General features: G+C 59.3%; 25 protein-coding genes. 19 read left to right on the top strand and 6 right to left on the bottom strand.

All coding sequences use genetic code 11. The annotated features are described in order from the left end of the window. Positions 1-54 precede the first annotated feature (54 nt). A complete protein-coding gene (locus ACJ8HH_RS22475) occupies positions 55-1,020 on the top strand; it encodes a quinone oxidoreductase family protein (protein ID WP_033649435.1) in 966 nt (321 codons plus the stop codon). Positions 1,021-1,030: 10 nt separating this feature from the next. On the opposite strand, the gene ACJ8HH_RS22470 is transcribed toward ACJ8HH_RS22475, so the two are convergent. From ACJ8HH_RS22470 to ACJ8HH_RS22460, 3 genes are read right to left on the bottom strand one after another with little or no spacing between them, the layout of a single operon-like run. Then, positions 1,031-1,561, bottom strand: a complete 531-nt coding sequence (locus ACJ8HH_RS22470) for a GNAT family N-acetyltransferase (RefSeq protein ID WP_033649436.1) — start codon at positions 1,559-1,561, stop codon at positions 1,031-1,033. Beyond that, positions 1,558-2,976, bottom strand: a complete 1,419-nt coding sequence (locus ACJ8HH_RS22465) for an ATP-binding protein (RefSeq protein ID WP_060388367.1) — start codon at positions 2,974-2,976, stop codon at positions 1,558-1,560. The genes ACJ8HH_RS22470 and ACJ8HH_RS22465 overlap by 4 nt, the downstream gene beginning before the upstream one ends. A gap of 4 nt (positions 2,977-2,980) precedes the next feature. Next, positions 2,981-3,640 (bottom strand): response regulator, encoded by a 660-nt coding sequence (locus ACJ8HH_RS22460; protein WP_019455640.1) that lies wholly within the window; start codon positions 3,638-3,640, stop codon positions 2,981-2,983. 189 nt (positions 3,641-3,829) lie between these two features. Between ACJ8HH_RS22460 and ACJ8HH_RS22455 the strand changes: the two genes are divergently transcribed. The 4 genes from ACJ8HH_RS22455 (at position 3,830) to ACJ8HH_RS22440 (ending at position 5,585) form a co-directional block, all read left to right on the top strand. Next, positions 3,830-4,063, top strand: coding sequence for a hypothetical protein (locus ACJ8HH_RS22455; protein ID WP_060388368.1), 234 nt, complete (start codon positions 3,830-3,832; stop codon positions 4,061-4,063). Positions 4,064-4,158: 95 nt separating this feature from the next. After that, the gene (locus ACJ8HH_RS22450; RefSeq protein ID WP_049212585.1) at positions 4,159-4,905 is read left to right on the top strand and encodes an SDR family oxidoreductase; all 747 of its coding nucleotides are present in this window, start codon (positions 4,159-4,161) and stop codon (positions 4,903-4,905) included. 76 nt (positions 4,906-4,981) lie between these two features. After that, entirely contained in the window at positions 4,982-5,305 is a 324-nt protein-coding gene (locus ACJ8HH_RS22445; protein ID WP_049212587.1) for a BrnT family toxin, read from the top strand. Continuing rightward, on the top strand, positions 5,268-5,585 hold the full coding sequence (locus ACJ8HH_RS22440) for a BrnA antitoxin family protein (RefSeq protein WP_033635847.1): 318 nt from the start codon (positions 5,268-5,270) through the stop codon (positions 5,583-5,585). Before ACJ8HH_RS22445 ends, ACJ8HH_RS22440 begins: the two co-directional genes overlap by 38 nt. 225 nt (positions 5,586-5,810) lie before the next feature. Here ACJ8HH_RS22440 and ACJ8HH_RS22435 read toward each other — a convergent pair whose 3' ends face one another. Next, a complete protein-coding gene (locus ACJ8HH_RS22435) occupies positions 5,811-6,455 on the bottom strand; it encodes a GntR family transcriptional regulator (RefSeq protein WP_170310382.1) in 645 nt (214 codons plus the stop codon). 162 nt (positions 6,456-6,617) lie between these two features. Between ACJ8HH_RS22435 and ACJ8HH_RS22430 the strand changes: the two genes are divergently transcribed. From ACJ8HH_RS22430 to ACJ8HH_RS22370, 13 genes are all read left to right on the top strand, one after another. Then, positions 6,618-7,331: a DUF2848 domain-containing protein gene (locus ACJ8HH_RS22430; protein ID WP_039567279.1), complete on the top strand. Its 714-nt coding sequence runs from the start codon at positions 6,618-6,620 to the stop codon at positions 7,329-7,331. Further along, complete coding sequence (locus tag ACJ8HH_RS22425; RefSeq protein WP_060452063.1) at positions 7,331-8,677, top strand: amidase; 1,347 nt, start codon at positions 7,331-7,333, stop codon at positions 8,675-8,677. Before ACJ8HH_RS22430 ends, ACJ8HH_RS22425 begins: the two co-directional genes overlap by 1 nt. Before the next feature lie 49 nt (positions 8,678-8,726). Further along, positions 8,727-9,380: a DUF4286 family protein gene (locus ACJ8HH_RS22420; protein ID WP_060431432.1), complete on the top strand. Its 654-nt coding sequence runs from the start codon at positions 8,727-8,729 to the stop codon at positions 9,378-9,380. Next, on the top strand, positions 9,377-10,702 hold the full coding sequence (locus tag ACJ8HH_RS22415; RefSeq protein ID WP_033635842.1) for an MFS transporter: 1,326 nt from the start codon (positions 9,377-9,379) through the stop codon (positions 10,700-10,702). Before ACJ8HH_RS22420 ends, ACJ8HH_RS22415 begins: the two co-directional genes overlap by 4 nt. Before the next feature lie 311 nt (positions 10,703-11,013). After that, positions 11,014-11,832, top strand: coding sequence for a DeoR/GlpR family DNA-binding transcription regulator (locus ACJ8HH_RS22410; protein ID WP_004931653.1), 819 nt, complete (start codon positions 11,014-11,016; stop codon positions 11,830-11,832). A gap of 49 nt (positions 11,833-11,881) precedes the next feature. Beyond that, the gene (locus tag ACJ8HH_RS22405; RefSeq protein ID WP_060452062.1) at positions 11,882-12,865 is read left to right on the top strand and encodes a substrate-binding domain-containing protein; all 984 of its coding nucleotides are present in this window, start codon (positions 11,882-11,884) and stop codon (positions 12,863-12,865) included. Between the two features lie 2 nt (positions 12,866-12,867). Continuing rightward, positions 12,868-14,385 (top strand): sugar ABC transporter ATP-binding protein, encoded by a 1,518-nt coding sequence (locus ACJ8HH_RS22400; protein WP_033649443.1) that lies wholly within the window; start codon positions 12,868-12,870, stop codon positions 14,383-14,385. Then, positions 14,378-15,364, top strand: coding sequence for an ABC transporter permease (locus tag ACJ8HH_RS22395; RefSeq protein ID WP_197766311.1), 987 nt, complete (start codon positions 14,378-14,380; stop codon positions 15,362-15,364). The genes ACJ8HH_RS22400 and ACJ8HH_RS22395 overlap by 8 nt, the downstream gene beginning before the upstream one ends. Positions 15,365-15,374: 10 nt before the next feature. Beyond that, positions 15,375-16,409: an ABC transporter permease gene (locus ACJ8HH_RS22390; protein ID WP_033649444.1), complete on the top strand. Its 1,035-nt coding sequence runs from the start codon at positions 15,375-15,377 to the stop codon at positions 16,407-16,409. Positions 16,410-16,439: 30 nt separating this feature from the next. Next, a complete protein-coding gene (alsE, locus tag ACJ8HH_RS22385) occupies positions 16,440-17,111 on the top strand; it encodes a D-allulose 6-phosphate 3-epimerase (protein WP_033649445.1) in 672 nt (223 codons plus the stop codon). Between the two features lie 10 nt (positions 17,112-17,121). After that, positions 17,122-18,030: an allose kinase gene (gene alsK, locus ACJ8HH_RS22380; protein ID WP_033649446.1), complete on the top strand. Its 909-nt coding sequence runs from the start codon at positions 17,122-17,124 to the stop codon at positions 18,028-18,030. Beyond that, complete coding sequence (rbsK, locus tag ACJ8HH_RS22375) at positions 18,027-18,953, top strand: ribokinase (protein ID WP_033649447.1); 927 nt, start codon at positions 18,027-18,029, stop codon at positions 18,951-18,953. Before alsK ends, rbsK begins: the two co-directional genes overlap by 4 nt. Continuing rightward, positions 18,950-19,153 (top strand): hypothetical protein, encoded by a 204-nt coding sequence (locus tag ACJ8HH_RS22370; protein WP_048321924.1) that lies wholly within the window; start codon positions 18,950-18,952, stop codon positions 19,151-19,153. The genes rbsK and ACJ8HH_RS22370 overlap by 4 nt, the downstream gene beginning before the upstream one ends. A gap of 55 nt (positions 19,154-19,208) precedes the next feature. On the opposite strand, the gene ACJ8HH_RS22365 is transcribed toward ACJ8HH_RS22370, so the two are convergent. Next, a complete protein-coding gene (locus tag ACJ8HH_RS22365) occupies positions 19,209-22,361 on the bottom strand; it encodes a DUF4214 domain-containing protein (RefSeq protein ID WP_089187462.1) in 3,153 nt (1,050 codons plus the stop codon). Between the two features lie 195 nt (positions 22,362-22,556). Next, complete coding sequence (locus ACJ8HH_RS22360) at positions 22,557-23,165, bottom strand: HD domain-containing protein (RefSeq protein ID WP_089187461.1); 609 nt, start codon at positions 23,163-23,165, stop codon at positions 22,557-22,559. A 183-nt stretch (positions 23,166-23,348) separates the two neighbouring features. Between ACJ8HH_RS22360 and trhA the strand changes: the two genes are divergently transcribed. After that, on the top strand, positions 23,349-24,023 hold the full coding sequence (trhA, locus tag ACJ8HH_RS22355) for a PAQR family membrane homeostasis protein TrhA (protein WP_033649450.1): 675 nt from the start codon (positions 23,349-23,351) through the stop codon (positions 24,021-24,023). Positions 24,024-24,050 lie beyond the last annotated feature (27 nt).

Raw genomic sequence — 24,050 nt, 5'->3', positions numbered from 1 at the left:
TATTTTATTGCGGCCTATTCTTTCCCGTACGTTCCCACGATTTGAGGAGTCACCATGCAAGCGGCAATCGTAACAGCGCTGGGGCAAGCCCCGGTTTTCGGCACCTTTGAGGAGCCTCAGGCGCAGGCGAATGAAGTGCCGATCGACGTTCTGGCGGCCGGCATCAAACAGCTGGATCGCGCCACCGTCGCCGGCACCCATTACTCCAGCCCGAAGCAGTTGCCGATCGTACCCGGCACCGACGGCGTGGGCCGGACGGCCGACGGGCAACGGGTGTATTTCGCCTCCTTCCGCCGCCCTTACGGCGCGATGGCTGAGCGCAGCGTCGCGTCATGGACGGTGCCGGTGCCGGAGGCGGTGGACGACGCCACGGCGGCGGCGCTGATCAATCCGGCCTTCGCCGCCTGGCTGCCGCTGCGATGGCGGGCGGATCTGCAGCCCGGTGAAACGGTGCTGATCATCGGCGCTACCGGCACTTCGGGAAAACTGGCGGTCGCCGCGGCGCGTCAGGCGGGAGCCGGGCGCATCGTTGCCGCCGGCCGTCGGCTGAGCGTGCTGGAAGCGTTGGGCGTGGATGCCACGGTGGATCTGAGCCTGCAGGGCGAGGCGCTGACGCAGGCCTTCGCGGCGGCGGCGGGGCCGGGCGGTTATCAGGTGATCGTCGATTATATCTGGGGCCCGGCGACCGAAGCGCTGCTCGCGACGCTCAATAATCACGATCTCTCGTCTTACGCCGGCGGGCGCGGCATTCGCCTGGTCAACGTCGGCTCGATGGCCGCGCCGGACATCCGGCTGCCGGCGGCGGTGCTGCGCAGCAATCAGCTGCAGATCCTCGGCAGCGGCACCGGCAACTTCCCGCCGATCCCGGAGATGCAGCGCTACGCGACCGAAATTCTGGCGCTGGCGGTAACGGGCGCACTCACTATCGAGACGCAGGAGCACGCGCTGGCGGAGATCGCCGAGGTATGGGATCTGAACAAGAAAAGCGACGTGCGTTCGGTGATACGCATCGCCCGCTAAGTTCCTGCCGCTAGCGGCAAGGGCAGACCAGGTGAATATCCTCCGGCTCGCGGGCGAACAGCTCGGCATCCGGGCGCTCGATGAGCCGGCACCCTTGCGCCAGATAGAAGTCTACGGTGCTTTTGTTGGGGATGGAAGAGACGTACAGCCCGGCGGCGCCTTCTTGCGCCGCCTGACGCAGGCAGAGCTGGAACAGCTGCTTGCCTAACCCCTGGCCGCGTTGGTGCGCGCTGACGTAAAAGAACAGCAGCTGGCGCAGATCCCGCTGCGGGCCGCGCGGCTCGGTATCCAGCGCCGCCGCCGCCACGATCTCCTCGCCTTCGAACCGCGCGAAGAACGCGCCGCCGCGATCGAAGCAGGCTTCATGGATCGGCGTATAGGTTTCCCGGTCGTGCGGATCCCAACCGCGCACGTCGTAGTAGTCCGGGTAGGCTTGCAGTTTACCGTCCTGCAGGCGATACAGGGTGTCGATGATTTCGCTGCGGTCAATATCCCATAGTCGGTCGAGTTGCTGCCGTTGCAGCAGGACAGGGGCGCTCATGATCGTTGTTCACTCTCAGTCTGTGGCCGGTAACTTTCCGGCAAATCGATAATAAAACCGATGCCGCGATCGTCGAGGCCTTCGGTGACGCGCAGCTGCGCGCCGATCTTATCGGCCAGGTTCCGGGCGATGGCCAATCCCAGTCCGCTGCCGGTCTGCTGCGTGCCGGGCACGCGGTAAAAGCGTTCAAACAGGCGCGGAAGGTGCTCTTCGCTCACTCCGGGGCCGTTGTCGCGCAACGTAATATAGCAGCCGAGCGGTGCCAGCGAACGGATATGGGCTTCGATGCGGCTGCCGGGCGGTGCGTACTTGAGTGCGTTGTCCAGCAGGTTGGTGAAGATGGCGATCAGCGCATGGCGATCGGTGGTTACCACCACGTCCTCGCTGCCGTCGAGCGAGAGTTCCACATCCTTTTCCAGCGCATAGGGGACGTGCTGCGCGATGCATTTTCCGATCTCTGCGTAGATGTCCACCGCCTCGATTTTCAGCGGAAAATCTTCCGCCTCCAGCTTGGCCAGGTTGATCAACTGGCGCGACAGCGACGCCGCGCGATCTAGCCCCTGCTGCATGTCGCCGATGATCTCCCGGCGCTCCTGCTGCTCGCTGACCTGGGTCAGCAGATGCAGCTGCGCCAGCACGGCGGCGATCGGCGTGCGCAGTTCGTGCGCCGCATCGGCCATAAAGCGTTTTTCGCGCTGGTTGGCGGCGTCGATGCGCGCCATCAGCTTGTTGACCTCCACCACCACCGGCCGGATTTCCTGATACTGCTCGCTGACGTTGATCGGCGACAGATTACCCGGCTGGCGATCGGAGATGGTGCGGGCGATCTGGCGCAGCGGCCGCAGGCTGAAGTAGGCGGTAAACAGCAAGGTGATGATGATCGCCGCCAGAATGCCCAGCAGCGGCATGGCAGTGCTTTCCGCCGGGTTACCGAACAGCGTGGTGCGATCGTTGAACGACTCGCCGACGATCACCCGGTACTGACGCTTTTCGCTCCAGCTGCCGGCAAGATGCCAGTTGGCGCCGGCGTACTTAACGGAGCCCGACAGCACCGAAGGCGGCAGGCGCAGCGGTTCTCCCTGCGTTTGCGAACTGTAAAGCACCCGGTTGTCCCGATCGTAAACCACGAACAGCGGGTGGTAATCGATTTGATCCTGCATGCCGTTATTGATGGAATCAATGTACATGCCTTCAATGGTCTTGATGATGCCGCGGTAATCGATATTGTCGGTGCCGGTTTCATCGAGAATATTGGCGATACCCACGGCGACGATGCGTTGCTGGTTATCGAAATATTTTTCCATGTCGGGGTAATACCAATATTTCACCCAGGCGACGAGGATCCCCCACAATAATAAAATGGCCAGGACCTGGAAAATAATGGTGCGCATAAAGAAGGATTTGAAACCGATCATCTTGCTACTCTTTCTTCAGCAAATAACCAATGCCGCGTACGGTAATAATTCTTTCTTTACCGATCTTGCGCCGTAAATTATGCATGTGCACTTCCAGCGAGTTGCTTTCCACGCTGTCGCCGTGGCCGAACAGCCGCTGTTCCAACACCGCTTTGCGCACCACTGTGCCGGCACAGCGCATCAGCTCGTGCAGCAGGTGATACTCTTTTTTCGACAGCATCAGCAGTTCGTTATCCAGCGTCACCTGATGGTTGACCGGGTCGAGATACAGCGTGCCGAGGCTCCAGGTTTGCGAAGCGAAGCCCGCCATGCGTCGGTTGACCGCCTTGACGCGTGAGATGAGCTCGGGCAGCGCAAAGGGTTTGGCCAGAAAGTCGTCCGCGCCGGAATCCAGGCTGTTCACCAGGCTTTCGATGCGGTCGCGGGCGGTCAGGATGATGATGGGGATATTTTGCCCGGCGGCGCGCCAGGCGATCAGCTTTTGCAAACCGTCGCCGTCCGGCAGCGTGAGATCCAACAGCATCAGGTCGAACCCGCCGGGTGAAAGTTTATTTTCCGCGTCCGCGAGCAGGCGCACCCAGCACAAATTAAAGCCGGTGAGCTCCAATGCGCGGCACAGCGCCTTGCCTAATTGCAGGTCGTCTTCCACCAACAGTATGTTCACGTTTGTTCCGCTGAGATCCTCAAGTCGCGATTATCTAACTATAACCCTGCCGGGAAGACAACGGGGAAACTCGCTTTGCCTGTACGTTCTTAAGCAAACCTTAATCTGGCTTTAATCTCGCGTTAAGGGAGCAAAAGGGAATTTCAGTTATTTTGCAGCCATTCGAAATCATGACAGAGGGCGCGAAACATGCAGACTGACGGTTCCCCGCTCGCGGGCACCTCGCGGCGGCTGATATATACAGGCGTGGCGGCGCTGCTCGTTCTGTTGACGCTGTCTTTTCGCGGCGATGCGCAGAGCCATAGCGACAATGGCCCGCATGCTGCCGGCTTGCAACGGGGGCATCAGGCAGCGACGTCGGACGCCTACGGCTGCGTCAAAGCGCGGATTAAAAAGCAGCTGCGCCGCCTGGCTCAGCTTTGAAGCGCTTTTTAGGGCGCAGCTCTATACTCTGACGGACAAACGGGGCGCCTGTGCGCAGGCCGCTGTGTTGATATCGCCAACCAGAGAAAAACAGTATGACGAAAGTGGCATTGGTGACCGGCGCGAGCCGGGGAATTGGCCGTGCGGCCGCGTTATTGCTGGCCCGGCAGGGTTATGCAGTGGGCGTGAATTACCTGCGCGACGAAAGCGCGGCGCGGCAGGTGGTGGCGGAAATCGAGGCGCAGGGCGGCAAGGCGCTGGCGCTGCAGGCCGATGTGGCCGACGAAGCGCAGGTGATGGCGATGTTCGCCGCGCTGGACGCCCGGCTGGGCACGCTCAGTGCGTTGGTCAATAATGCCGGCATTCTGTTCCAGCAGGCGAACATTGAGCAGTTGACCGCCGAGCGCATCAATCAGGTGCTCGGCACTAACGTTACCGGTTACTTCCTGTGTTGCCGCGAGGCGGTGAAGCGCATGGCGCTGCGCCATGGCGGGCAGGGCGGCGCGATCGTCAACGTTTCCTCCGCGGCGTCCCGGTTGGGGGCTGCCGGGGAATACGTCGATTACGCCGCCTCGAAAGGCGCCGTCGATACCCTGACCATCGGGTTATCGCGCGAGGTGGCGGCGCAGGGCATCCGCGTCAACGGCGTGCGGCCCGGATTCATCTATACCGAGATGCACGCCAGCGGCGGCGAGCCCGGCCGGGTGGATCGCGTGAAGGACAGTTTGCCGATGCAACGCGGCGGCCAACCGCAGGAAGTGGCGGAGGCGATCGCCTGGCTGCTGTCTGACGCCGCGTCTTACGTGACCGGCACTTTTATCGAGGCTGCGGGCGGGCGTTGAACGCATGAGGGGGTTTTGACATCCCGCCGTGCGGAGTGTATTTTGATTAAATAACAATCAAAATGTAGTTACAAAAATGTATGTTTATTTTGAATGGAATCAGGATAAAAATCACAGTAACCAGCGCAAACACCGCGTCAGTTTTGAGATTGCGCAACGGGTTTTTCTGGATCCCAACCATTTGGCCGTGCTGGAAAGGATTGAGGATGGAGAAGAACGCTGGCAAACGCTCGGTATGGTCGGCTCCTGTTTGTTGCTGCTGGTGGCACATACGACGACCGAAACGGATGTCGAAGGCGATACAGTAGAGATCGTGCGCATCATTTCAGCACGCAAGGCCGATGCCAAAGAGAGGGGAAGATATGAAGCGCAAAAATTCAGCCAAAAATCTGGCGCATAGCGTACTCCCTCCGTTGACGGAGGAGCAGAAAGCGCAAATTGCTTCACTGAGCGCGCTGCCGGATGAGGATATCGATTATACCGATGCCCCGGCCCTGGGTGAGGAGAAGTGGCAGGCTGCGGTTCAGGGGCGTTTTTATAAACCGATGAAAGTATCGAAAACCATCCGAATCGATGCGGATGTGTTGGCCTGGCTTCAGCGGCCAGGCAAGGGCTATCAGAAACGCCTGAACGCTGTGCTGCGTGAGGCGATGTTGAAAGAGCATGAGCACGAGGAATAATTTGTGTCAGGTGGCTAACGGTCCGGTGAGATTCTCACCGGATTTTTTTTGCTGTTTTTTAAGGCAACGCCTACCAACGTCGGCTACCTCTCGACGGAGCTCGGTCAAAACTATAAAAACGGTCATTCTGCGGAGCGTGAAATGTGACCGTTTACCGTTTATCTCCTGCTCATCGGCAGAACAGGGTCATCATAACTATTCCCGGTAATATCCTGCGCCGCGGGGTTACCCGTCGTGCAGCAGCGCGCTGCGGAATGACAAGATATGCGCCTGCGCGGCCTCGGCGGCGGCGGCGCTGTCTTGTGCGGCCAGCGCGGCGATAATTGCCCGGTGTTCGTCGATCACTTCGCGCATATGCCCTTCCCGCGACAGGGTGCTGGCCCAAAAACGCTGCGCCCTGGCGTGCAGCACACTCAGGATATCCGCCAGCATGTTATTGCCGGCGATCTGCGCCAGCTCTTGGTGAAACGCATGATCGAGTGTCATCATTCGCACTCTATCTCGCTCCTGGCTCGCGGCTTCGATTTGCCGGTTGAGTTCGGTCAGCGTCGCGATTTGCCTCTCGGTAATCCTCTGGCTCGCCAGCTGCATGCACAGCATCTCGTTAGCCAGCCTTACTTCGATCAATTCCAACGCATCGTCCATCGACAACGGTGAAACCATCACGCCTTTGCGCGGGATGACCTGCAGTAACCCCTCGTTGGCCAAGCGGTGGATTGCCTGATTGATCGGCGTTCTGCCCATATCCAGATCGTTCATCACCTGCGCGGTATTGAGATATTCGCCCGGCTTGTAGCTGAGTGTGACCAGCGCCTGTTTGAAGCGCCGGTAGGCCAGCTCGTTCAGTGAGACGCCGGCTTCTTCCGTCATCGGGCGCTGCGGGCTTTCTGCGTCAACAGTCTTCACGTTTTGCTCCTGCAAGAAGAAAGTTTTTAGACATAGTACACAAAAACATGGCATGAAAATCGCTTATTTGGCAACTAAAGATATAGTGAAATTTCACAGTGTTTTAACAAGAGGGGCGAAACTGCCATGAGACTGACCTTCACTTTACCTGAATCCCGCGGCGCGGCGACGTTGAATGTTGAGATTGATCATCTGGTGATCGCCGGTTGGACCGGGCGCGATCGCGAAGCGATCTTGCACCATATTCGTGAATTGGCCGAGCTGGGCGTGCCCCAGCCCAGTGCAATCCCCCTGTTTTACCGCGTTGCCGCCAATCAGTTGAGCCAGCAAGAGACCATTGAAGTCATTGGCAACGCGACGTCCGGCGAAGCGGAACCGCTGATTTTTGCCCATCGCGGCGAACTGTTCGTGTCATTGGCGTCCGATCACACCGATCGTCAACTCGAAGCGCACAGCGTGGCGCTGTCGAAACAGATTTGCGTTAAACCGGTGGCGCGAGCCGCCTGGCCGCTGCAGGAGGTGCTGGAACATTGGGACAGTTTGATCTTGCGTTCGTGGATCAAGGAAGAGGGCGAATGGCGATTGTATCAACAGGGCAGCCTTGCCGCGCTGCGTACGCCCGGTGATTTGCTGGAGCGTTACTTCACCGGTATGCAGCCGCCGGAGTGCGGGCTGGCGCAACCGCAAACGCCCAACGGGTTGGCGATGACTTGCGGCACGGTGGCGGCGATCGGCGGCATTCGACCGGCCGGCGAGTTTCGCATGGAACTGGTGGACGATGTGCTTGGGCGCACCATCAGTCACGGTTATCGCAGCATTGAACTGCCGGTGGTGGCGTGATGAAAAAGCTGACGTTGATGCAGGCCAGCGCCGGCCTGGCTAGCGGGGAGTTCACCGCAGCGCAGCTGACCGCCGCCGCTTTGGCGCAGATCGCCGATGAGCGGGGGGAGGGCGCGCGCGCGTTTACGCGAACCTACGCCGAGTGGGCACAACGGCAAGCGCAGGCCTCCGATCGGCGGCGCGCCACCGGCTCGCCGCTGTCGGCGCTGGATGGCGTGCCTGTCTCAATCAAGGATCTGTTTGACGTGGCCGGTGAGGTGACCACGGCGGGCTCGCGCGTGTTGGCCGACGCGCCGCCCGCAGAAAAGCACGCTGCGGTAGTAGAACGGCTGTTGCAAGCCGGCGCGGTGGTGGTGGGCAAAACGACGATGACGGAATTCGCCTATTCCGGACTGGGCATCAACCCGCATTACGGGACGCCGGCCAATCCCTGGGAGCGCCAGGCGGCACGCATTCCCGGTGGCTCCTCTTCCGGTGCGGCGGTGGCGGTGGCCGACGGCATGTGCCTGGGCGCGATTGGCAGCGATACCGGCGGGTCGGTACGCATACCCGCCGCGCTGTGCGGATTGACAGGTTATAAACCCACTGCACGGCGCATCAATGACGCTGGCTTATTGCCGCTGTCGCCTTCGCTGGATTCGATCGGCGTGATTGCTCATGACGTCGCCAGCTGTATTGCGCTGGACGCACTGATTGCCGACAGCCCGCTGCGGGTGCCGCAAAAAAGCTTGGCGCAGGCGCATTTTGCCGTGCCGCAAACGGTGGTGCTGGATGAACTGCAGCCGGCGGTTGCCGAGGCATTCCAGCGCAGCCTGCAATGCCTGTCTCAGGCGGGGGCGCAGATTGAATTCATTCCTGCTACGGCGTTTGCCGAGCTGGCGGCGATCAATGCCAACGGTGGTTTCACCGCGTTGGAGTCCTGGCGCTGGCATCGGGCACTGATCGGTGAACGGGGCGATGGCTATGACCCGCGGGTGCTGTCGCGCATTCGCCGCGGTGCATCCTTGGGCGACGCCGATCTGCAGCTGTTGCAGCGGCAACGCGCCGACTGGCAGCGGCGGATTACGGCGGAGCTGCAGAGGTTTGACGCTTTGCTGATGCCGACCGTGCCGATGATTGCGCCAACTATCGGCGAGCTGGCGGCGGATGATGCCTACTTCCGTTGCAACGGACTGATGCTGCGCAATCCCGCGATCGTCAATTTCCTCGATGGCTGCGCGCTGTCCTTGCCCTGCCAGCGGCCGGGCGCCGCGCCGATCGGCCTGATGCTGGCGGGCTTGCCGATGTGTGATGAGGCGCTGCTGGGATGGGCGCTGGCGATCGAACGCCGTCTTGCCGAGGCGTGATTTTCCGGTGGGCGCAGGCCTGCCTTTTGAGATGACCAGGAGAATATCCATGAACGATTCCCCGAACGGAATGCTGTTTGTCGCGACGGATGTCGCCACGCAGGATGCTGCGGATTTCAATCGCTGGTATGACCGCGAACACGTGGAGGAGCGGGTGCGGGTGCCCGGCTTTTTATCCGGCACACGCTATCGGGCATTGCAGGGCGGGCGTCAATATTTGGGGCTGTATAAAACCGAATCGTTGGCCAGTTTTACCTCCGAAGCCTATCGCGCCGCGTTTCAACACCAAACGCCTTGGTCGGTGGCCAGCCTGGAGAAAATGCGCGATCCAATGCGCCGGGTGTGTGCGGTGGAGGCGGTCACCGGCCAAGGGTGCGGCAGTCATCTCTGTATCTTCGTGCTGCCGTCGGCGGCATCGGAAGCGCTGCATGCCCGCATCTTGCAACTGGGCGCACGGCTGGCTGAACAGCCTGGCTTTGTGCGCAGCAGCCTGTTGACGCCGGATGCCGAACTCAGTTCCCCGCTGCCGAAAGAATCGCGAGAAAACCGCCGAATGCTGCCGATGCTATTGATCGAAAGCAGCGACGCCGAAGCCGGCCTGCGTTTAAGCGAGCAGGCCGCTGAAGCGCTGAACATGCCCGCCGCCGATGCCTGGCACTATGCCCTTGGCTGGCAACTGACCGCACAGGAGCTGACATCATGAACGCATACACCACTGAAACGGCACAGGCTGCCGCGCCGGCCGCAGAAAGTGCCGCCGCACCGCCCAATACCGGCAAGCTGGCGGCGGCCAGCTCGATCGGCACGGCGTTGGAATGGTACGATTTCACCGTCTACAACATCATGGCCGCGTTGATTTTCAACCATGTATTCTTCCCATCGTTCGATCCGCTGGTGGGCACGATTCTGGCGTTCTCCACTTACGCGGTGGGCTATGTTTCCCGGCCGATCGGTGGCATCGTGTTCGGCCACCTTGGCGATGTGTTGGGGCGGCGTTTTGTGCTGGTCACCACGCTGGTGATCATGGGCGTGACCACGGCGCTGATGGGGTTGCTGCCCGGCTATGCCAGCTGGGGGATTTGGAGCCCGTTGCTGCTGGTGACGCTGCGCTTTATTCAGGGCATTGCGCTGGGCGGAGAATGGGCGGGGGCGGTGCTGTTGTCGATGGAACACGGTAAGCCGCATCAGCGCGGGCGCAACGCGTCCTTTGCTCAGGTAGGGCCGTCCTGCGGTTCGCTGATCGGCACCGGCCTGATTACGCTGGTGACGTTGGCGATGTCGGCGGACGATTTCCAGCAATGGGGCTGGCGGATCCCGTTCCTGCTGAGCCTGGTGCTGGTCATCTTCGGTTTGTGGCTGCGTCGGGGGGTGGGTGAGACGCCGGCATTTTTGCAACTGGAGGCGTCGAAAGATGTTACGCAGTCGCCGATACGCGAAGTCTTCACGCAGCACATGCGCCCACTGCTGATCGCCGGCGGATCGCGTATCGGCTCTGACGTGCTCTATGCGTTGGTGGTCGTGTTCACATTGACCTACGTCACCACCGTGCTGAATCTGCCGCGCCCGCTGGCGCTGGGCGCCACCATGCTGGGGGCGATAGGCAACGCCGTCGCGGTACCGCTGTTTGGCGCCTTGTCGGATCGCTTCGGCCGTCGTCCGGTGTATATCGGCGGTGCATTGGCGGCGATCGCGTGGGCGTTTGCATTCTTCGTCCTGCTCGACAGCAGTCAACCGGTGTTGATCTGCACGGCAGTGGTGATCGGGCTGTTGATCCATGCGGCGATGTATGGGCCACAGGCGGCCTTCATCACGGAACAGTTCCCGACACGGGTGCGTTATGCCGGATCGTCGTTAGCCTATACCTTGGCGGGGATTATCGGTGGCGGCTTTGCCCCGCTGATCATCACTTCGTTGTTTAAATCTTACGACAGCACGCTGGCGATTTCCGCCTATGTCGCGTTGGCTCTGCTTATCACGCTTTGGGCGGTATGGGCGGCGCGGGAAACGGCGCATAAGCCGCTGTAAATAGAATGCCGGGCTACTTTAGGCCCGGCGTTCGGTCAAAACCACAAAAACGGTCATTAACGGTCATGTTGCGGAACGTGGAATTGTGACCGTTTACCGTTTCTCTCCTGTCTGCCTAAGACGCACGCGCATCATAACTGCCTGTTACTCCACACTTTCATAATTATTCATTTCATTTTCCTCCCGATTTTTTTGACAACTATCACACCGCCATCGTTGACCGATCGCGGGGCGATGCGCTTTGCGTCTGCGCGCAAAACGCGGCGCGGCAAATCGATATCGTAGTCATCGTCCTGGAGGAGAAAAGAAACATGCTGCCTGTAGAACGTCATCGTTTTATCACCGAAGTCTTGAGCCAGCGCGGCCGCGTGATGGTGCAGGAGGTGGCGCAGCTGTGCCACATCTCTATCGAGACGGCGCGGCGTGATCTGGCCTTGCTGGAACGGCGCGGCCTGCTGCTGCGCAGCCACGGCGGCGCGGTGTTCGTCGAGCCGCCGGCGGTGGAGAAAACCTATGTGCCCGCCGAGATAGACCAGGGGGAATCTTTCCGCCAGCGCAGCAACGAGGCGCCGGAGCAGAAGACGCGCATCGCCAAACGCGCGCTGGAGTTTATCGCGCCGGGGGATTGCCTGCTGCTGGACAGCAGCTCCACCAGCTGGTTTTTGGCGCGCCAACTGCCGGATATCTCGCTGGTGGTGTTGACCAACTCGCTGCACATCATCCAGACGCTGGCCTGCAAGGCCAACGTGCGCACCATCGGACTGGGGGGCGAGTATTCCGCCAAGTATGAGGATTTTATCGGCGTGCTGGCGGAGCAGATGCTGAAAGAGTTCGTGATCAACAAGCTGTTTTTCTCCTGCCACGGCATCTGCCAGGACGGCGGCATCCGCGAAAGCAACGAGCACCATGCGCGGCTGAAGCAGCAGATGCTGCTGGCGTCGGAACGCAAGTTCCTGCTGGTGGACAGCAACAAGTTCGGCCGCCGCTCGTTCGCGCGCATCTGCCACTACCGGGAGATAGATACCTTAATCACCGATCGGCTCAGCGACGACGAATTTCGTCAGGAACTGGCCTGGAACAACGTCGACGTGATTGAAGTTTCACCCGCCGCGAAAAGGGCGGCGCGATAACAACAACGAAACCCCCTTATTTACAGCCAACACTTGTGGAGAGAGAACAATGAAAAAATCCGTACTGGTCGGTCTGTTTGCCTCGCTGCTGCTGTCGCTATCCGCGCAGGCGGCGGACAAGCTGAAAATGGGCGTGGTGGTGAAGATCGGCGGCATTCCGTGGTTCAACGCCATGGAGGCCGGCATCAAAAACGAAGGCGCCAAACGCGGCATCGACGCCTGGATGGTCGGGCCGACGGCGGCGGATCCGGCGCTGCAGGTGCGCGCCATCGAAGATCTGATCGCGCAGAAGGTGGACATCATCGGCGTGGTGCCGAACGACGCCCGGGTGCTGGAGCCGGTGCTCAAGCGCGCGCAGGAGGCGGGCATCAAGGTGATCGTACACGAATCCCCCGGCCAGAAGTACGCCGACTGGGACTTTGAGCTAGTGGACGCCTCGCAGCACGGGGTCAACCACATGAAAGCGCTGGCCGCCTGCATGAAAGAGCAGGGCAAGTACGCGGTGTACGTCGGCAGCCTGACGGTGCCGCTGCATATCACCTGGTCGGACTCGGCCATCAACTACCAGAAGCAGCACTACCCGAACATGCACCTGGTGGGCGACAAGTTCGGCGTGGGGGAATCGCTGGATGACAGCGTGCGCACCACCAACGATCTGATGGCCAAATATCCCGATCTGAAAGGCGTGCTGGCGTTCGGATCGCAGGGGCCGATCGGCGCCGGGCGCGCGGTGCTCAACCGCGGCAAAAGCAACGATATCTGCGTCATCGGGCCGTTCAGCCCGGGCCAGGGCGCTTCGCTGGTCAATCGCGGCGCCATCAAGGGCGGTTACATCTGGAACCCGATGGTGGCGGGCGAAGTGTTCGTGCGCATCGCCGACATGATGCACAAGGGAGAAAAGATCACCGACGGCATGACCATCGAAGGCATGGGCAAGGTGCAGGTGGATGCACAGCAGCACACCATTCTCGGCAACGCCACCGAAAGTCTGGATAAGCAAAACCTGCCGAAGCTGGTGAAGATGGGGCTGTAATCATGGCGATTTCCGGCAATACGGCAACCCAGGGCGCGCCGCTGATCGCGCTGCAACAGCTGTCGATGACCTTTGGCGGGCAGCGTGCGCTGAACGCTATCTCGCTGGCGCTGATGCCGGGGGAAGTGCACTGCCTGGCCGGTACCAACGGCTGCGGCAAGAGTACGTTGATCAAGGCGATCGCCGGCGTGTATCAACCGGACGACGGCAGCCGCATCACCATCGACGGGCAAACCTTCGGCCGGCTGTCGCCGGATCAGGCGCGCGCCTTCGGCATTCAGGTGATCTACCAGGATCTGTCGCTGTTTCCCAACCTGACGGTGGCGGAAAACATCGCCTTCGAGCACAACCTGCATGGGCTGCTGGGATGGTACCGCCCGGCACGGCTGCGGCGCACCGCCGAGCGCCTGCTGCAAGAGCTGAGTTTCCATCTGGATCTCGACAAACGGGTGGCGGAGCTGCCGATCGCCCAGCGGCAGCAGGTGGCGATCTGCCGCGCGCTGGTGGCGGAGGCGCGGCTAGTGATCATGGATGAACCGACCGCCTCGCTGACCCGCACCGAGGTCAATCAGCTGCTGCGCACGGTGGATTACCTGAAAGCGAAAGGCATCTGCGTGGTGTTCGTCAGCCACCGGCTGGACGAGGTGCTGGAGATTTCGGATCGCGTCACGGTGATCCGCGACGGCAACAAGATCGGGACCTGGCCGGCGGCGGAGATCACCGGCGATCGTCTGACCGAGCTGATGACCGGTCTGAAGCTGGACTATCGCCTGAAGTCACCCAGCATGAATAAGGATCGGGTGCTGCTGGAGGCGGATCGCCTCAGCCGCGCCGGGCAATATCAGGACGTGAGCTTCCGGCTGCATCAGGGCGAGGTGCTCGGTCTATGCGGGCTGCTCGGCTCCGGGCGCACCGAGCTGGCGCTGAGCCTGTTCGGCATGACCCGGCCGGACAGCGGCAAGCTCTACCTCGACAGCAAACCGGTGCGCTTTCGCGGCCATGAGGACGCGATCAAGGCCGGCATCGGCTACGTCTCGGAGGATCGCCTGACGCTCGGCCTGGTGCAGCAACAGTCGGTGGCGGACAACGCGGTGCTGACCATTCTTGATAAGCTGCGCGGGCGTTTTCGCCTGATTGACGACTACCGCAAGAATCGCATCGTCGCGGAGTGGATCGCCAAACTCGGCGTGCGGGTGGCGGATCCGGAGCAGGCGGTTTCGACGCTGTCCGGCGGCAATCAGCAAAAGATCGTGTTGGCCAAGTGGGTGCTGACCCAGCCGCGGATCCTGATCCTCGACTCGCCGACCGTCGGCGTCGACGTCGGCGCCAAGGCCAGCATCTACCAACTGATCCATCTGCTGGCGCAGGAGGGGATCGCCATTTTGCTGATCTCCGACGAAGTGCCGGAGGTGTATTACAACTGCGATCGGGTGCTGCACTTCAGCGGCGGCAGCGTGATCGGCGAGTACCTGCCGGGGCAGGTGAGTCAGCAACAGCTGGCGGAGGCGGTCAATGCGTAGATTCAGCCTGAAACCGCGCGGCAACGAAGGCTACCTGGCCTGGGTGCTGCTGCTGACGGTCATCGTCTTTTCGCTGCTCAGCGAGCAGTTTTTAACGGTGCAAAACCTGCTCGATCTCTGCGAAAGCTATGCGGTGAGCGGCATCTTTGCCCTCGGCCTGTTCGTGGTGCTGGTGACCGGCGGCATCGATATCTCCTTCGCTGCGGTGGCCTCGGTGGTGCAGTACCTGATCGCCACGCTGGCGACCCATTACGGCCTGGCCAGCCCGGCGGGCAGCATTCTGCTGGCGTTGGCGATCGGCGCCGCGCTGGGCATGGTTAACGCGCTGCTGATCTACTGCCTGCGCATCGTTTCGATCATCGTCACCATCAGTATGCAGGCGTTGTTGTTCGGCATGCTGATGTGGCTGACCAACGGCCGCAGTCTGTACGCGCTGCCGGACTGGTGGACGCTGCCGCGCAGCTTGCTGCCGTTCCAGTTGGGTGAACAGAGCTATCAGCTCGGTTTGCCGACGCTGGTGATGCTGGCGGTGGCGCTGCTGACCTGGCTGCTGCTGAACAAGACGCACCTCGGGCGCCAGCTGTTTGCCGTCGGCGGCGATGCGGAATCGGCGCGGCGCATCGGCATTCGCGTCGGCCTGCTGCACCTGTTCGCCTACGGCTATCTGGGCGTGATGGCGGCGATCGGCGGCCTGGTGCAGGTGTACCGCATGGGGGAGGTGGTGCCCAATGCGCTGGTGGGCGGCGAGCTCGACGTACTGGCGGCGGCGGTGCTGGGCGGCGCCAGTCTGAACGGCGGCAAGGGCAGCGTGATCGGCACGCTGATGGGCGTATTCCTGATCGGCGTGCTGAAAAACGGCCTCAACCTGATCGGCGTGTCCAGCTACTTCATGAACGTGGTGATCGGCCTGGTGATCGTCGCGGCGATCACCGTCACTCACTACAAGAAACGCAAAGAAACCGACGTCGGTTTCGCCTGAGGAGCGCCTGATGGGCAACTACCTGAAATTTCGTCCGGACGGCACCGCCGTCGGCCTGTTGGCGCTGCTGGTGGCGGTGGTGCTGGCCTTCAGCCTGCTGATGCCGGGGCGCTTCTTCAGCGGCGCCACCTTCACCAGCGTGGCGTTCCAGCTGCCGGAGCTGGGCCTGCTGACGCTGGCGATGTTCATCCCGATCCTCAGCGGCGGCCTGAACCTGTGCATTATCGCCAGCGCCAACCTGACCAGCCTGCTGATGGCCTGGCTGTTCATCAGCTATCTGCCGCCGGACGCCGGATTGGGATTGCAGGCGCTGTGGCTGGTGTTGGCGCTGGCGGCGGCGATGCTGCTGGCCGTGACGATCGGCGCGGCGACCGGCGCGCTGGTGGCCTACGTCGGCGCGCATCCGATTCTGGTGACGCTGGCGACCATGACTACGGTCAACGGCATCGGCATCTACCTGACGCGCGGCGCGGCCCTGAGCGGCATGCCGGAGATCGTGCGGTTTATCGGCGCCGAGCGCGTGCTGGGCGTACCGGTACCGCTCCTGATCTTCCTGGCGGTCGCCGTGCTGCTGGCGCTGTTCTTGCAGAAAACCCGGCTCGGCAAATGCATCTACATGAGCGGCAGCAACATCAACGCCACCCACTTCAGCGGCGTGAATACCCATCGGGTGCTGATCGCCATTTACACCCTCTCCAGCCTGCTGTGCGTCATTGCCGGGCTGGTGATGATGGCGCGCTTCAACTCGGCGCGCATGGGCTACGGCGACTCTTACCTGCTGCTGACGGTGCTGGCGATCATTCTGGGCGGCACCGATCCGTTCGGCGGTTTTGGCCGGGTCAGCGGCGTGGTGCTGGCGCTGATCGTGCTGCAGGTGATCGCCACCGGTTTGAACCTGATGAACGTCAGCCCGCACTTCAGTCTGGCGATGTGGGGCGCGGTGCTGATTGCGGTGCTGGCGCTGAAGTTTTTCCGCCATCGCTATCGGCAGCGGCGGGCGATGCGCCGCAGCGCGGCCCAGGCCAGAGCCGCGGCAGGCCACTGATCCTTTTCCCTTTTGCACAGGATAACGCTAATGAAATACCAGATTTCACCTTCACTGATGTGCATGAACCTGATGGATATCCGGCAGCAATTGGCGGTGCTGAACTGCCGCGCCGATATGCTGCATATCGACATCATGGACGGGCACTACGTTAAAAACATCACGCTGTCGCCGTTCTTTATCGAACAGATCCGCCCGCACACCTCGTTGCTGCTGGACGTGCATCTGATGGTGGAGAACCCGACCGATTTTATCGACCCGATCGCCCGCGCCGGCGCGGACTTTATCTGCCCGCACGCTGAAACCATCAACCGCGACGCGTTCCGGGTGATCAACCAGATCCGCGCGCTGGGCAAAAAAGTGGGTGTGGTGCTGAACCCGGCTACGCCGGTGGAGTTTATCCGCCACTACCTTCATCTGCTGGACAAGGTTACGGTGATGACCGTCGATCCGGGCTATGCCGGGCAGCCGTTCATTCCCGAAATGCTGGAAAAGATCCGCCAGTTGCGCGATCTGAAACGCCAACAAAACCTGAGCTATCTGATCGAGATCGACGGATCCTGCAATCAGCGCACCTACCGCGATCTGATGGGCGCCGGCGCGGAAGTGTTGATCGTCGGCAGCTCCGGGCTGTTCAACCTCGATCCGGATCTGGAGACGGCATGGGAAAAAATGCTGGATCAGATGCGGCAGGCGGCCTGAGGCGGGGGACATGATGCGGCATTTTCTTGGCGTAGACGTCGGCGGCACCAACACCCGCCTGCTATTGATGGATGATGACGGCGAGTTCAGCGGTTACCGCAAGATAGCGACCGCCGATTGGGCACGGCAGGCCGATCCGCTGGCGGCGTTGGGCCGCCTGATCGCCGGGCATTGCCAGGATCGTCAGGTGGCGCAGGTGATGCTGGGGCTGCCGGGTATCCTCAGCCGCGATCGCTCGCGGGTGCTGTCGCTGCCGTTCATTCCGGCGTTGGATGCTCAGCCGGTGGCGGCGCTGTTGGCCGATTTGCTGGCGCTGCCGGTGCGGATGGATAAAGACGTCAATCACCTGCTGTGGTGGGACTTGCAGCAGCTGCCGGCGCTGCCGCAGGTGGCGGTAGGGCTGTATTTGGGCACCGGCATGGGCAATAGCCTGTGGCTTAACGGCAATTTTTACCACGGGGCGCACGGCGCCGCCGGCGAGCTGGGGCACATACCCTGGCCGGGCCATCAGGGCGAGTGCCCGTGCGGTAAACGGGGCTGCGTCGAGAGCCTGACCTCCGGTCACTGGCTGACCGGCTGGGCGCGCGCCAACGCGGCGCAAACGCCGTTCGAACGGCTGTTCGAACGCCACGGCGAGCATCCGGATCTGCGGCGCTTCGTCGAACGATTGGCGCAGACCATCGCCATCGAAATGAACGTGCTCGATCCAGAGCGGCTGATCCTGGGCGGCGGCGTGATCGCCATGAGCGGTTTCCCGTTGGCGCAGCTGGAGCAAGAGATCCGCCGCCATCTGCGCGAGCCGCAGCCGGCGCAGGGGCTGGCGATCTCTATCAGCCGCCTTAGCGATGAGACCGGCAGCAAAGGCGCCTGCCTGGCCGCCCGGCGCCATTTCCAATTGAGCAGGGAGTACCCGCAATGAAAGGCAAAGTCTGCGTGTTCGGTTCGTTCAACCTGGATATCGTCGCCGGCATGGCGCGCTTTCCGCAGCCTGGCGAATCGCTGATCGCCCGCAACAGCATGATGGGGGCGGGCGGTAAGGGGGCCAACCAGGCCACCGCCGCGCTGCGCGCCGGGGCGCGGGTGCATTATATCGGCAAGGTGGGGCGCGACGACTTCGGCACCTTTGCCCGGCGCCATCTCGCCGCCGCCGGTTTCGATGCGGTGACGCTGTTCTCGACCGGCGATTGCCCGACCGGCAATGCGCTTATCTATGTTGCCGGCGAGGAGGCGGAGAACATGATCGCCGTCGATCCCGGCGCCAACCTGACGGTCAGCGAAAATGAGGTGCGCCAGTGCCGGCCGGCGATCGCCGCGGCGGACATTCTGTTGACCCAGCTGGAGAACAATCTGCCGGCGATTGAGCAGGTGATCGCCATCGCCCGCGAGGCGCAGACGTTCATCATTCTCAACCCGGCGCCGTTTCAGCCGGTGCCGGACAGCCTGTTGGCGCAGGTTGATATGCTGACGCCCAACGCCACCGAGTGTACGTTGCTGACCGGCGTGCCGGTGCGGGATGCGGCTTCGGCGCGCCAGGCGGCGCAGGTGCTGCACGCCAAGGGCATTCGCTTGCTGATCGTGACCCTGGGGACGCAGGGAGCGTTGTTCTCGGACGGGGAAAACAGCGAGCTGATCCCGGCGTTTCCGGCGCAGCCGAAAGACACCACCGGCGCGGGCGATGCGTTTAACGGCGCCCTGGCGGCGCAGCTGGCGAATCAGGTGCCGTTAGCCGATGCGGTGCGCTTCGCCGCCGCCTACGCGGCGGTCTGCGTGGAGCGCGCCGGGGCGGCGGGATCGATGCCGAGCTATGAGGAGGCGTTGGAACGCCAACGGGCGTTCGCGTGACGATAACGGGCTGCGGCGGCGGCCTGGTTTACTTACTTCAACCAGCCTTTGCGCTGCGCATCCCGCAGGCGGCACTCATCACCGAACCGTTTCTGCCCCGGGTACGTTATGCCGGGCCGTTGTTGGACTGCATGCTGGGGGCGTTACTGAGCGCGCTGGGGGCAGTGATTGCCGCGAAGGGGAGGGCGCACAAACCGTAGTAACTTTCACACCGGGTCAAAGCCCGGCGTGAAAGTTGTGCATGATAAATAGCAGCTATGCAGCGAGGGCATCATGGGTAAAACTGCCAATGCCATTAATTTCCAGAACGGGTGAATCGTAATGGGCCATGTTGAAGGCATTGTCGTTTGTGAGACCAAAAATAATGTCATCGTTGTCCAAACTGTGATTCAGATTCTTATCCACCATCACAAAATAGAATCCATTCAACGATAAGGCGCTGACTTCGCTCAATGCACTCTGACTGTGGCCTTGAGTGACTGTAGATACCAGTTCAATGAACAATTGTTGCGGAGTCGTATTCGTCTGGACATTCATTCCGGAGAGTAGCACTGTCAGCTCATTCAGGGATAAGCTGCCGACGAGATCGATAGTCTTGCTGCCACCCGCGGAAAAGAGCCACTGCCGGTCGATATCACCGACGGCAATGTTGTCGCCTTCAACCCATGATGCATTTTGCGTACTGCTGTTTTCGTAATCGTTAAAGGTGACCATGTTATCAATGGTACTGTGGTTGAATACCACCGTATCAGCGCCTTTGCCGGTTGCCAGACTCGTATTGCCCATTACGTTGTAGATATGATTAGCCTGGATGCCGCTGGTCGTAGGGGCATCGTTGGCGATCGACAGTTGGTAACCGGCCAATTGGGACATGATGGCATCGTATCCCGTCAGTCCGTCTAATTGTTTTAGCAGCTGATAGAACTGCCCGCCGCCGGTTCCCCCTTGTTCCATGGTCAAATGCAGCGGTGTGCTATTAGCCATGTGACTGGTGATGGATTTCAATTCTTCGCTGAAATTGTTTTTGATGGTGAGGTTAAGCGCCTTATCACCGGTAATGTTAATTTCACTGATATGGTTGTCATGGCCCTCAAGGCGTAGGGTGTTTTCCGCATCTCCCTTGGATGATATTTCCAAAAACTCTCTGACCTCTGGAATGCCAGAGTCAATATAGACCGTATTGGTTTTGAACGATAAAGTGCCGGCATCAGCGTGAACTATATTTTTCGCATCAAAACTAATTGTCATCACGGGTGAAAAATTTTTATAACGGTAATCAGGGGCGTACTCGAAGGTAATATGGCTGTTTTCACCGGCATTACCGGTGATTTCCAGAGCGCGTTGGCTAAAAGGGGCATCCATAAATGAATCTACCGGCACATTAATCACCGTAACGTTATCGGCAAAGCCAGACAGCGCAAAACCGTATGAACCCGTAAAACCGTTTGGCATTCCCCACGCAGGATCCCAAAGCTCGGGGGCTTTCAGGTCGGTGATATGCTTATAATCCTTGTTGTGTATGTTAGCGATAGAGGGATCGGCCAAGAGGCCGATATCAAATACGTGCCTGCCCTCGTTGCCGACTAATTGTCCGTCAAGGTAGATAGAACCCGTACCGCGATAGCCCGCCAAATCGATCTGGGGGAAAAGCGTAAAATTACCTACATTGGTGGCAATCGTGCCGGAAAGCGTACCATCGCTACCTGTGGTGAGATACACATTCTTGGTGATGAGGTTAGCCGTTAATACCGAACCTTGGTCATACCCCTTAATTTTGAAAGTATTGCTAACGCTATTGGCGCCGTCATTGATGCTATTGCCTTGCCACTGTACATTGATATTTTTTGCAAAATTGAATCGAAGCTCACCGGTGGCATGCGCCATATCCGCATCTGCCGTGATGATAACGTTTTGATTGTTCCCAGTAATAGGGTTTGCCAAGGTGACATTCGGGTTTTTCAGGAATATATTAATATTATTGAGCGCTTGCGTGAACAACTTCAGCAAAACATTCTCAGTACCGTCAATGGTAAGGGTATGCCACCCATTCAATTGACTAATGTCGACAGTGCCTGATTTCATGACGTTCAACGTAATGTCATTCAGCATGAGTAACTCAGCATTGGAAATAACATGTTCGACGCCATGATTATTTATTGTTCCCGTTAATGCTCCGTTTTCATCACTTTTTGTCAGTACCCCCTGTTTGACATAGTTTAAATTGGCTCCGATCTTTTTTTCGAATTGTTGGACCGCATAACTGCCCGGAGCTCCGCCATTGCCTGAAATAATACTCTCATTAGCACGAAAGTGCGCCAATACCGCCAGTGTTGCCTTCAGTGCATCATTGCCACTTTCGTTCATAATTGCGACAGACTCGGCTGTCGTCATGGGTCTTCCCCATAAATTACTGAATATTATCTGATATGAGACGGCTTTGGCGAATGCAGGCTGCTTAGCGAACATGGCGAGGATATCACTCTCAGAGCGCCCTGCGGCTAATTGCTTACTGTAGGTATCCAATGCATTGGCATCAATATAATAACCGGCAATGCTCAAGTATATTGCAGTTATGGCCTCTTGATACTCCGGTGCCGGTAACTCTCCGGCAGCATAAACATGCGTGTTAGCCAAAAAAATTGCTTTGGCATCAGCATGTTCGCTGGTGTCATCATTGCGGATGTCATTAATCATTCGTACTATAACATCGCCACGGTTTTCCGTATTGATAGTTAACCCGGCAGTATATTTTTGTAGTTGGTTGTTATCGGGGGTTGATCCAAAAATATTTTCATAAATTTTGATGACGAAATCATTGTCGCTAAGGTTCGACAACGTTTTTTTACCATCGACAAATTTTTGTGCAATCAGATTTAACTGTTCAGGGTGCTTATTTATCACGTTGCCCCAATAGTTTATACCATCGGATGTCATCGTTGATTTCACTGCATAATAAAAACCCTGCACCCATTCGGCTCCGTCTGATACTGAGCCGTTAAAAGAGGGGAATAGCGTTTGATTGACGGTTTCAATCAACGCGGCTTGTTGTTCTTTTAAAATGACTTCTTGCCCGGAGTAGTGCAAAAGTTCGTTGTTCATGTAAGCCGCAAGGCTTCCGAGATCGCCACTTTTTTCCAATTGGCTGAGAAGGTAAGCGAGTATTTCCTCCGATGCGTCGGCACCATGAAGATTATGGTAAATAAACTGTATTTTTTCACTGTTATTTAATTGCGACAGGCGTGATTGACCTAATTCAGAATTGATTAATTTATTTGTTAATGCAGCAAGGGAGAGGTTTTCTTGTGCCAATTTTTTTGAAAAATAATCGATATCTTTAATGTCGGCTTTTTTTCCTATGACGGCATAAAATAATGCGGCGACATCGCGTTGAACGAGAAGTGAGCTCATGACTTTCCCCAAAGAAATGGATGCGAAAAAGGTAAGTAAAGGAGAGAACCTGGGGTTAAGCAAGTATGAGACACATATCCCGTGCCGGGGCTGGGTTTGCTTGAACTGACCGCTGCGATGACGTCTAAAAGCAAGTATGGAGCCGCCGTCGGGTGAAATAAACAGGCTGCAGTGTATTCACTGCAGCATATACTATTACTTCAACCAGCCTTTGCGCTGCGCATCCCGCAGGTGTTGCTCCATGTGGTGCCACAGCTCGGGGTGCACGTCGGCGATCGATGCATTGCGCGCCAGCACCTGCTCCAGGCTGATGCCGTTCTCTACCCAGCTCTGGCCTTCATTGTGCAGGTTCATCAGCATCGGCATGGTGCGATCCAGCAGCAAGGCGAAGCGTGCATCGGCGCTTTCGCCATCTTCATATTCCTGCCATAAAGCGGTGAAATACTCGTGCTGAGCCTCCGGCAACATGCCGAACAGGCGGCGCGCCGCTGCCACTTCCTGATCGTGGATCGCCGCGCGGGCCGCCAGATCGTAGACCAGCACGTCGCCGGCGTCGATTTCCACAATGTCATGCAGCAGCGCCATCTGGATCACGCGCTGAATGTCTACGTCATCACCGGCGTAGGGCGCCAGGCTCATGGCGGCGATGGCGAAGTGCCAACTGTGTTCGGCGGAGTTTTCCTGGCGCTGGGTGCCCAGCACTTTGGTGCGGCGTTGCACGCCTTTCAACTTATCGATTTCCATCAGGAACTGGATGACCTGGGTCATTGAGCCGAAATCTAACGCGGGTACAGCGGATGACATGGTGTAAACCTCAAGGTGGGTGGGTTGAAGCCTGACGATTGTAGACCACCGGGCGGGCGATTTCGATGGTTACACGCGTTCACATTTTTATTTTAGCGTACACGTGTACACTGGAATTATTCTCAGTTAAGCTGCTTTGCGTTAATTTCGCACAAAGCAGGGCATTTTGAGGGGTTGCGCGTTATGGGGAAAACGGACGTAGTGAAAGCCGGGAACAATAAGATTGTCGCCTCGGCTTATCCGTGGGCGGAAGAGATCGCCAACAGCATCAGCCACGGCATCGGGCTGGTGTTCGGTATCGTCGGCCTGGTGTTGCTGCTGGTGCAGGCGGTGAATACCGGCGCCGATGCGACGGCCATCACCAGTTACAGCCTGTACGGCGGCAGCATGATCCTGCTGTTTCTCGCTTCCACGCTGTACCATGCGATCCCGCATCAGAAGGCCAAGCATTGGCTGAAAAAATTTGACCACTGCGCCATTTATCTCCTGATTGCCGGGACTTACACCCCGTTTCTGCTGGTGGGGCTGGATTCGCCGTTGGCGAAGGGCCTGATGGCGGTAATCTGGGGATTGGCGCTGCTGGGCGTGCTGTTCAAGCTGGCCTTCGCCCACCGCTTTGAAGCCCTGTCGCTGGTAACCTACCTGACGATGGGCTGGCTGTCGCTGATCGTGATTTATCAGCTGGTTACGCGGCTGGAGGCCGGCGGCGTCACGCTGCTGGCGATCGGCGGGGTGGTCTATACCCTCGGCGTGATTTTCTACGCCTCCAAGCGCATTCGCTTTGGCCACGCCATCTGGCACGCCTTCGTGCTCGGCGGCAGCGCCTGCCATTTCATGGCGATCTACCTCTACGTCTAAACGTTATCGCTACGTCTGAATGCGTAT

The organism is Serratia sp. CY32780 (genome assembly GCF_052169135.1).
Classification (GTDB): domain Bacteria; phylum Pseudomonadota; class Gammaproteobacteria; order Enterobacterales; family Enterobacteriaceae; genus Serratia; species Serratia sarumanii.
Note: the sequence above shows the minus strand (reverse complement) of the source record. Positions and strands in the feature narration are given on the sequence as shown.

Coding starts and splice junctions, on each gene's coding strand:
- ACJ8HH_RS22365 (WP_089187462.1), bottom strand. CDS start 22,361: ATGAGCTCACTTCTCGTTCAACGCGATGTCGCCGCATTATTTTATGCC.
- ACJ8HH_RS22405 (WP_060452062.1), top strand. CDS start 11,882: ATGAAAAAATCCGTACTGGTCGGTCTGTTTGCCTCGCTGCTGCTGTCG.
- ACJ8HH_RS22415 (WP_033635842.1), top strand. CDS start 9,377: ATGAACGCATACACCACTGAAACGGCACAGGCTGCCGCGCCGGCCGCA.
- ACJ8HH_RS22390 (WP_033649444.1), top strand. CDS start 15,375: ATGGGCAACTACCTGAAATTTCGTCCGGACGGCACCGCCGTCGGCCTG.
- ACJ8HH_RS22410 (WP_004931653.1), top strand. CDS start 11,014: ATGCTGCCTGTAGAACGTCATCGTTTTATCACCGAAGTCTTGAGCCAG.
- ACJ8HH_RS22425 (WP_060452063.1), top strand. CDS start 7,331: ATGAAAAAGCTGACGTTGATGCAGGCCAGCGCCGGCCTGGCTAGCGGG.
- ACJ8HH_RS22360 (WP_089187461.1), bottom strand. CDS start 23,165: ATGTCATCCGCTGTACCCGCGTTAGATTTCGGCTCAATGACCCAGGTC.
- ACJ8HH_RS22450 (WP_049212585.1), top strand. CDS start 4,159: ATGACGAAAGTGGCATTGGTGACCGGCGCGAGCCGGGGAATTGGCCGT.
- ACJ8HH_RS22465 (WP_060388367.1), bottom strand. CDS start 2,976: ATGATCGGTTTCAAATCCTTCTTTATGCGCACCATTATTTTCCAGGTC.
- trhA (WP_033649450.1), top strand. CDS start 23,349: ATGGGGAAAACGGACGTAGTGAAAGCCGGGAACAATAAGATTGTCGCC.
- ACJ8HH_RS22435 (WP_170310382.1), bottom strand. CDS start 6,455: ATGACGGAAGAAGCCGGCGTCTCACTGAACGAGCTGGCCTACCGGCGC.
- ACJ8HH_RS22470 (WP_033649436.1), bottom strand. CDS start 1,561: ATGAGCGCCCCTGTCCTGCTGCAACGGCAGCAACTCGACCGACTATGG.
- ACJ8HH_RS22400 (WP_033649443.1), top strand. CDS start 12,868: ATGGCGATTTCCGGCAATACGGCAACCCAGGGCGCGCCGCTGATCGCG.
- alsK (WP_033649446.1), top strand. CDS start 17,122: ATGATGCGGCATTTTCTTGGCGTAGACGTCGGCGGCACCAACACCCGC.
- rbsK (WP_033649447.1), top strand. CDS start 18,027: ATGAAAGGCAAAGTCTGCGTGTTCGGTTCGTTCAACCTGGATATCGTC.
- ACJ8HH_RS22475 (WP_033649435.1), top strand. CDS start 55: ATGCAAGCGGCAATCGTAACAGCGCTGGGGCAAGCCCCGGTTTTCGGC.
- alsE (WP_033649445.1), top strand. CDS start 16,440: ATGAAATACCAGATTTCACCTTCACTGATGTGCATGAACCTGATGGAT.
- ACJ8HH_RS22420 (WP_060431432.1), top strand. CDS start 8,727: ATGAACGATTCCCCGAACGGAATGCTGTTTGTCGCGACGGATGTCGCC.
- ACJ8HH_RS22455 (WP_060388368.1), top strand. CDS start 3,830: ATGCAGACTGACGGTTCCCCGCTCGCGGGCACCTCGCGGCGGCTGATA.
- ACJ8HH_RS22440 (WP_033635847.1), top strand. CDS start 5,268: ATGAAGCGCAAAAATTCAGCCAAAAATCTGGCGCATAGCGTACTCCCT.
- ACJ8HH_RS22430 (WP_039567279.1), top strand. CDS start 6,618: ATGAGACTGACCTTCACTTTACCTGAATCCCGCGGCGCGGCGACGTTG.
- ACJ8HH_RS22395 (WP_197766311.1), top strand. CDS start 14,378: ATGCGTAGATTCAGCCTGAAACCGCGCGGCAACGAAGGCTACCTGGCC.
- ACJ8HH_RS22445 (WP_049212587.1), top strand. CDS start 4,982: ATGTATGTTTATTTTGAATGGAATCAGGATAAAAATCACAGTAACCAG.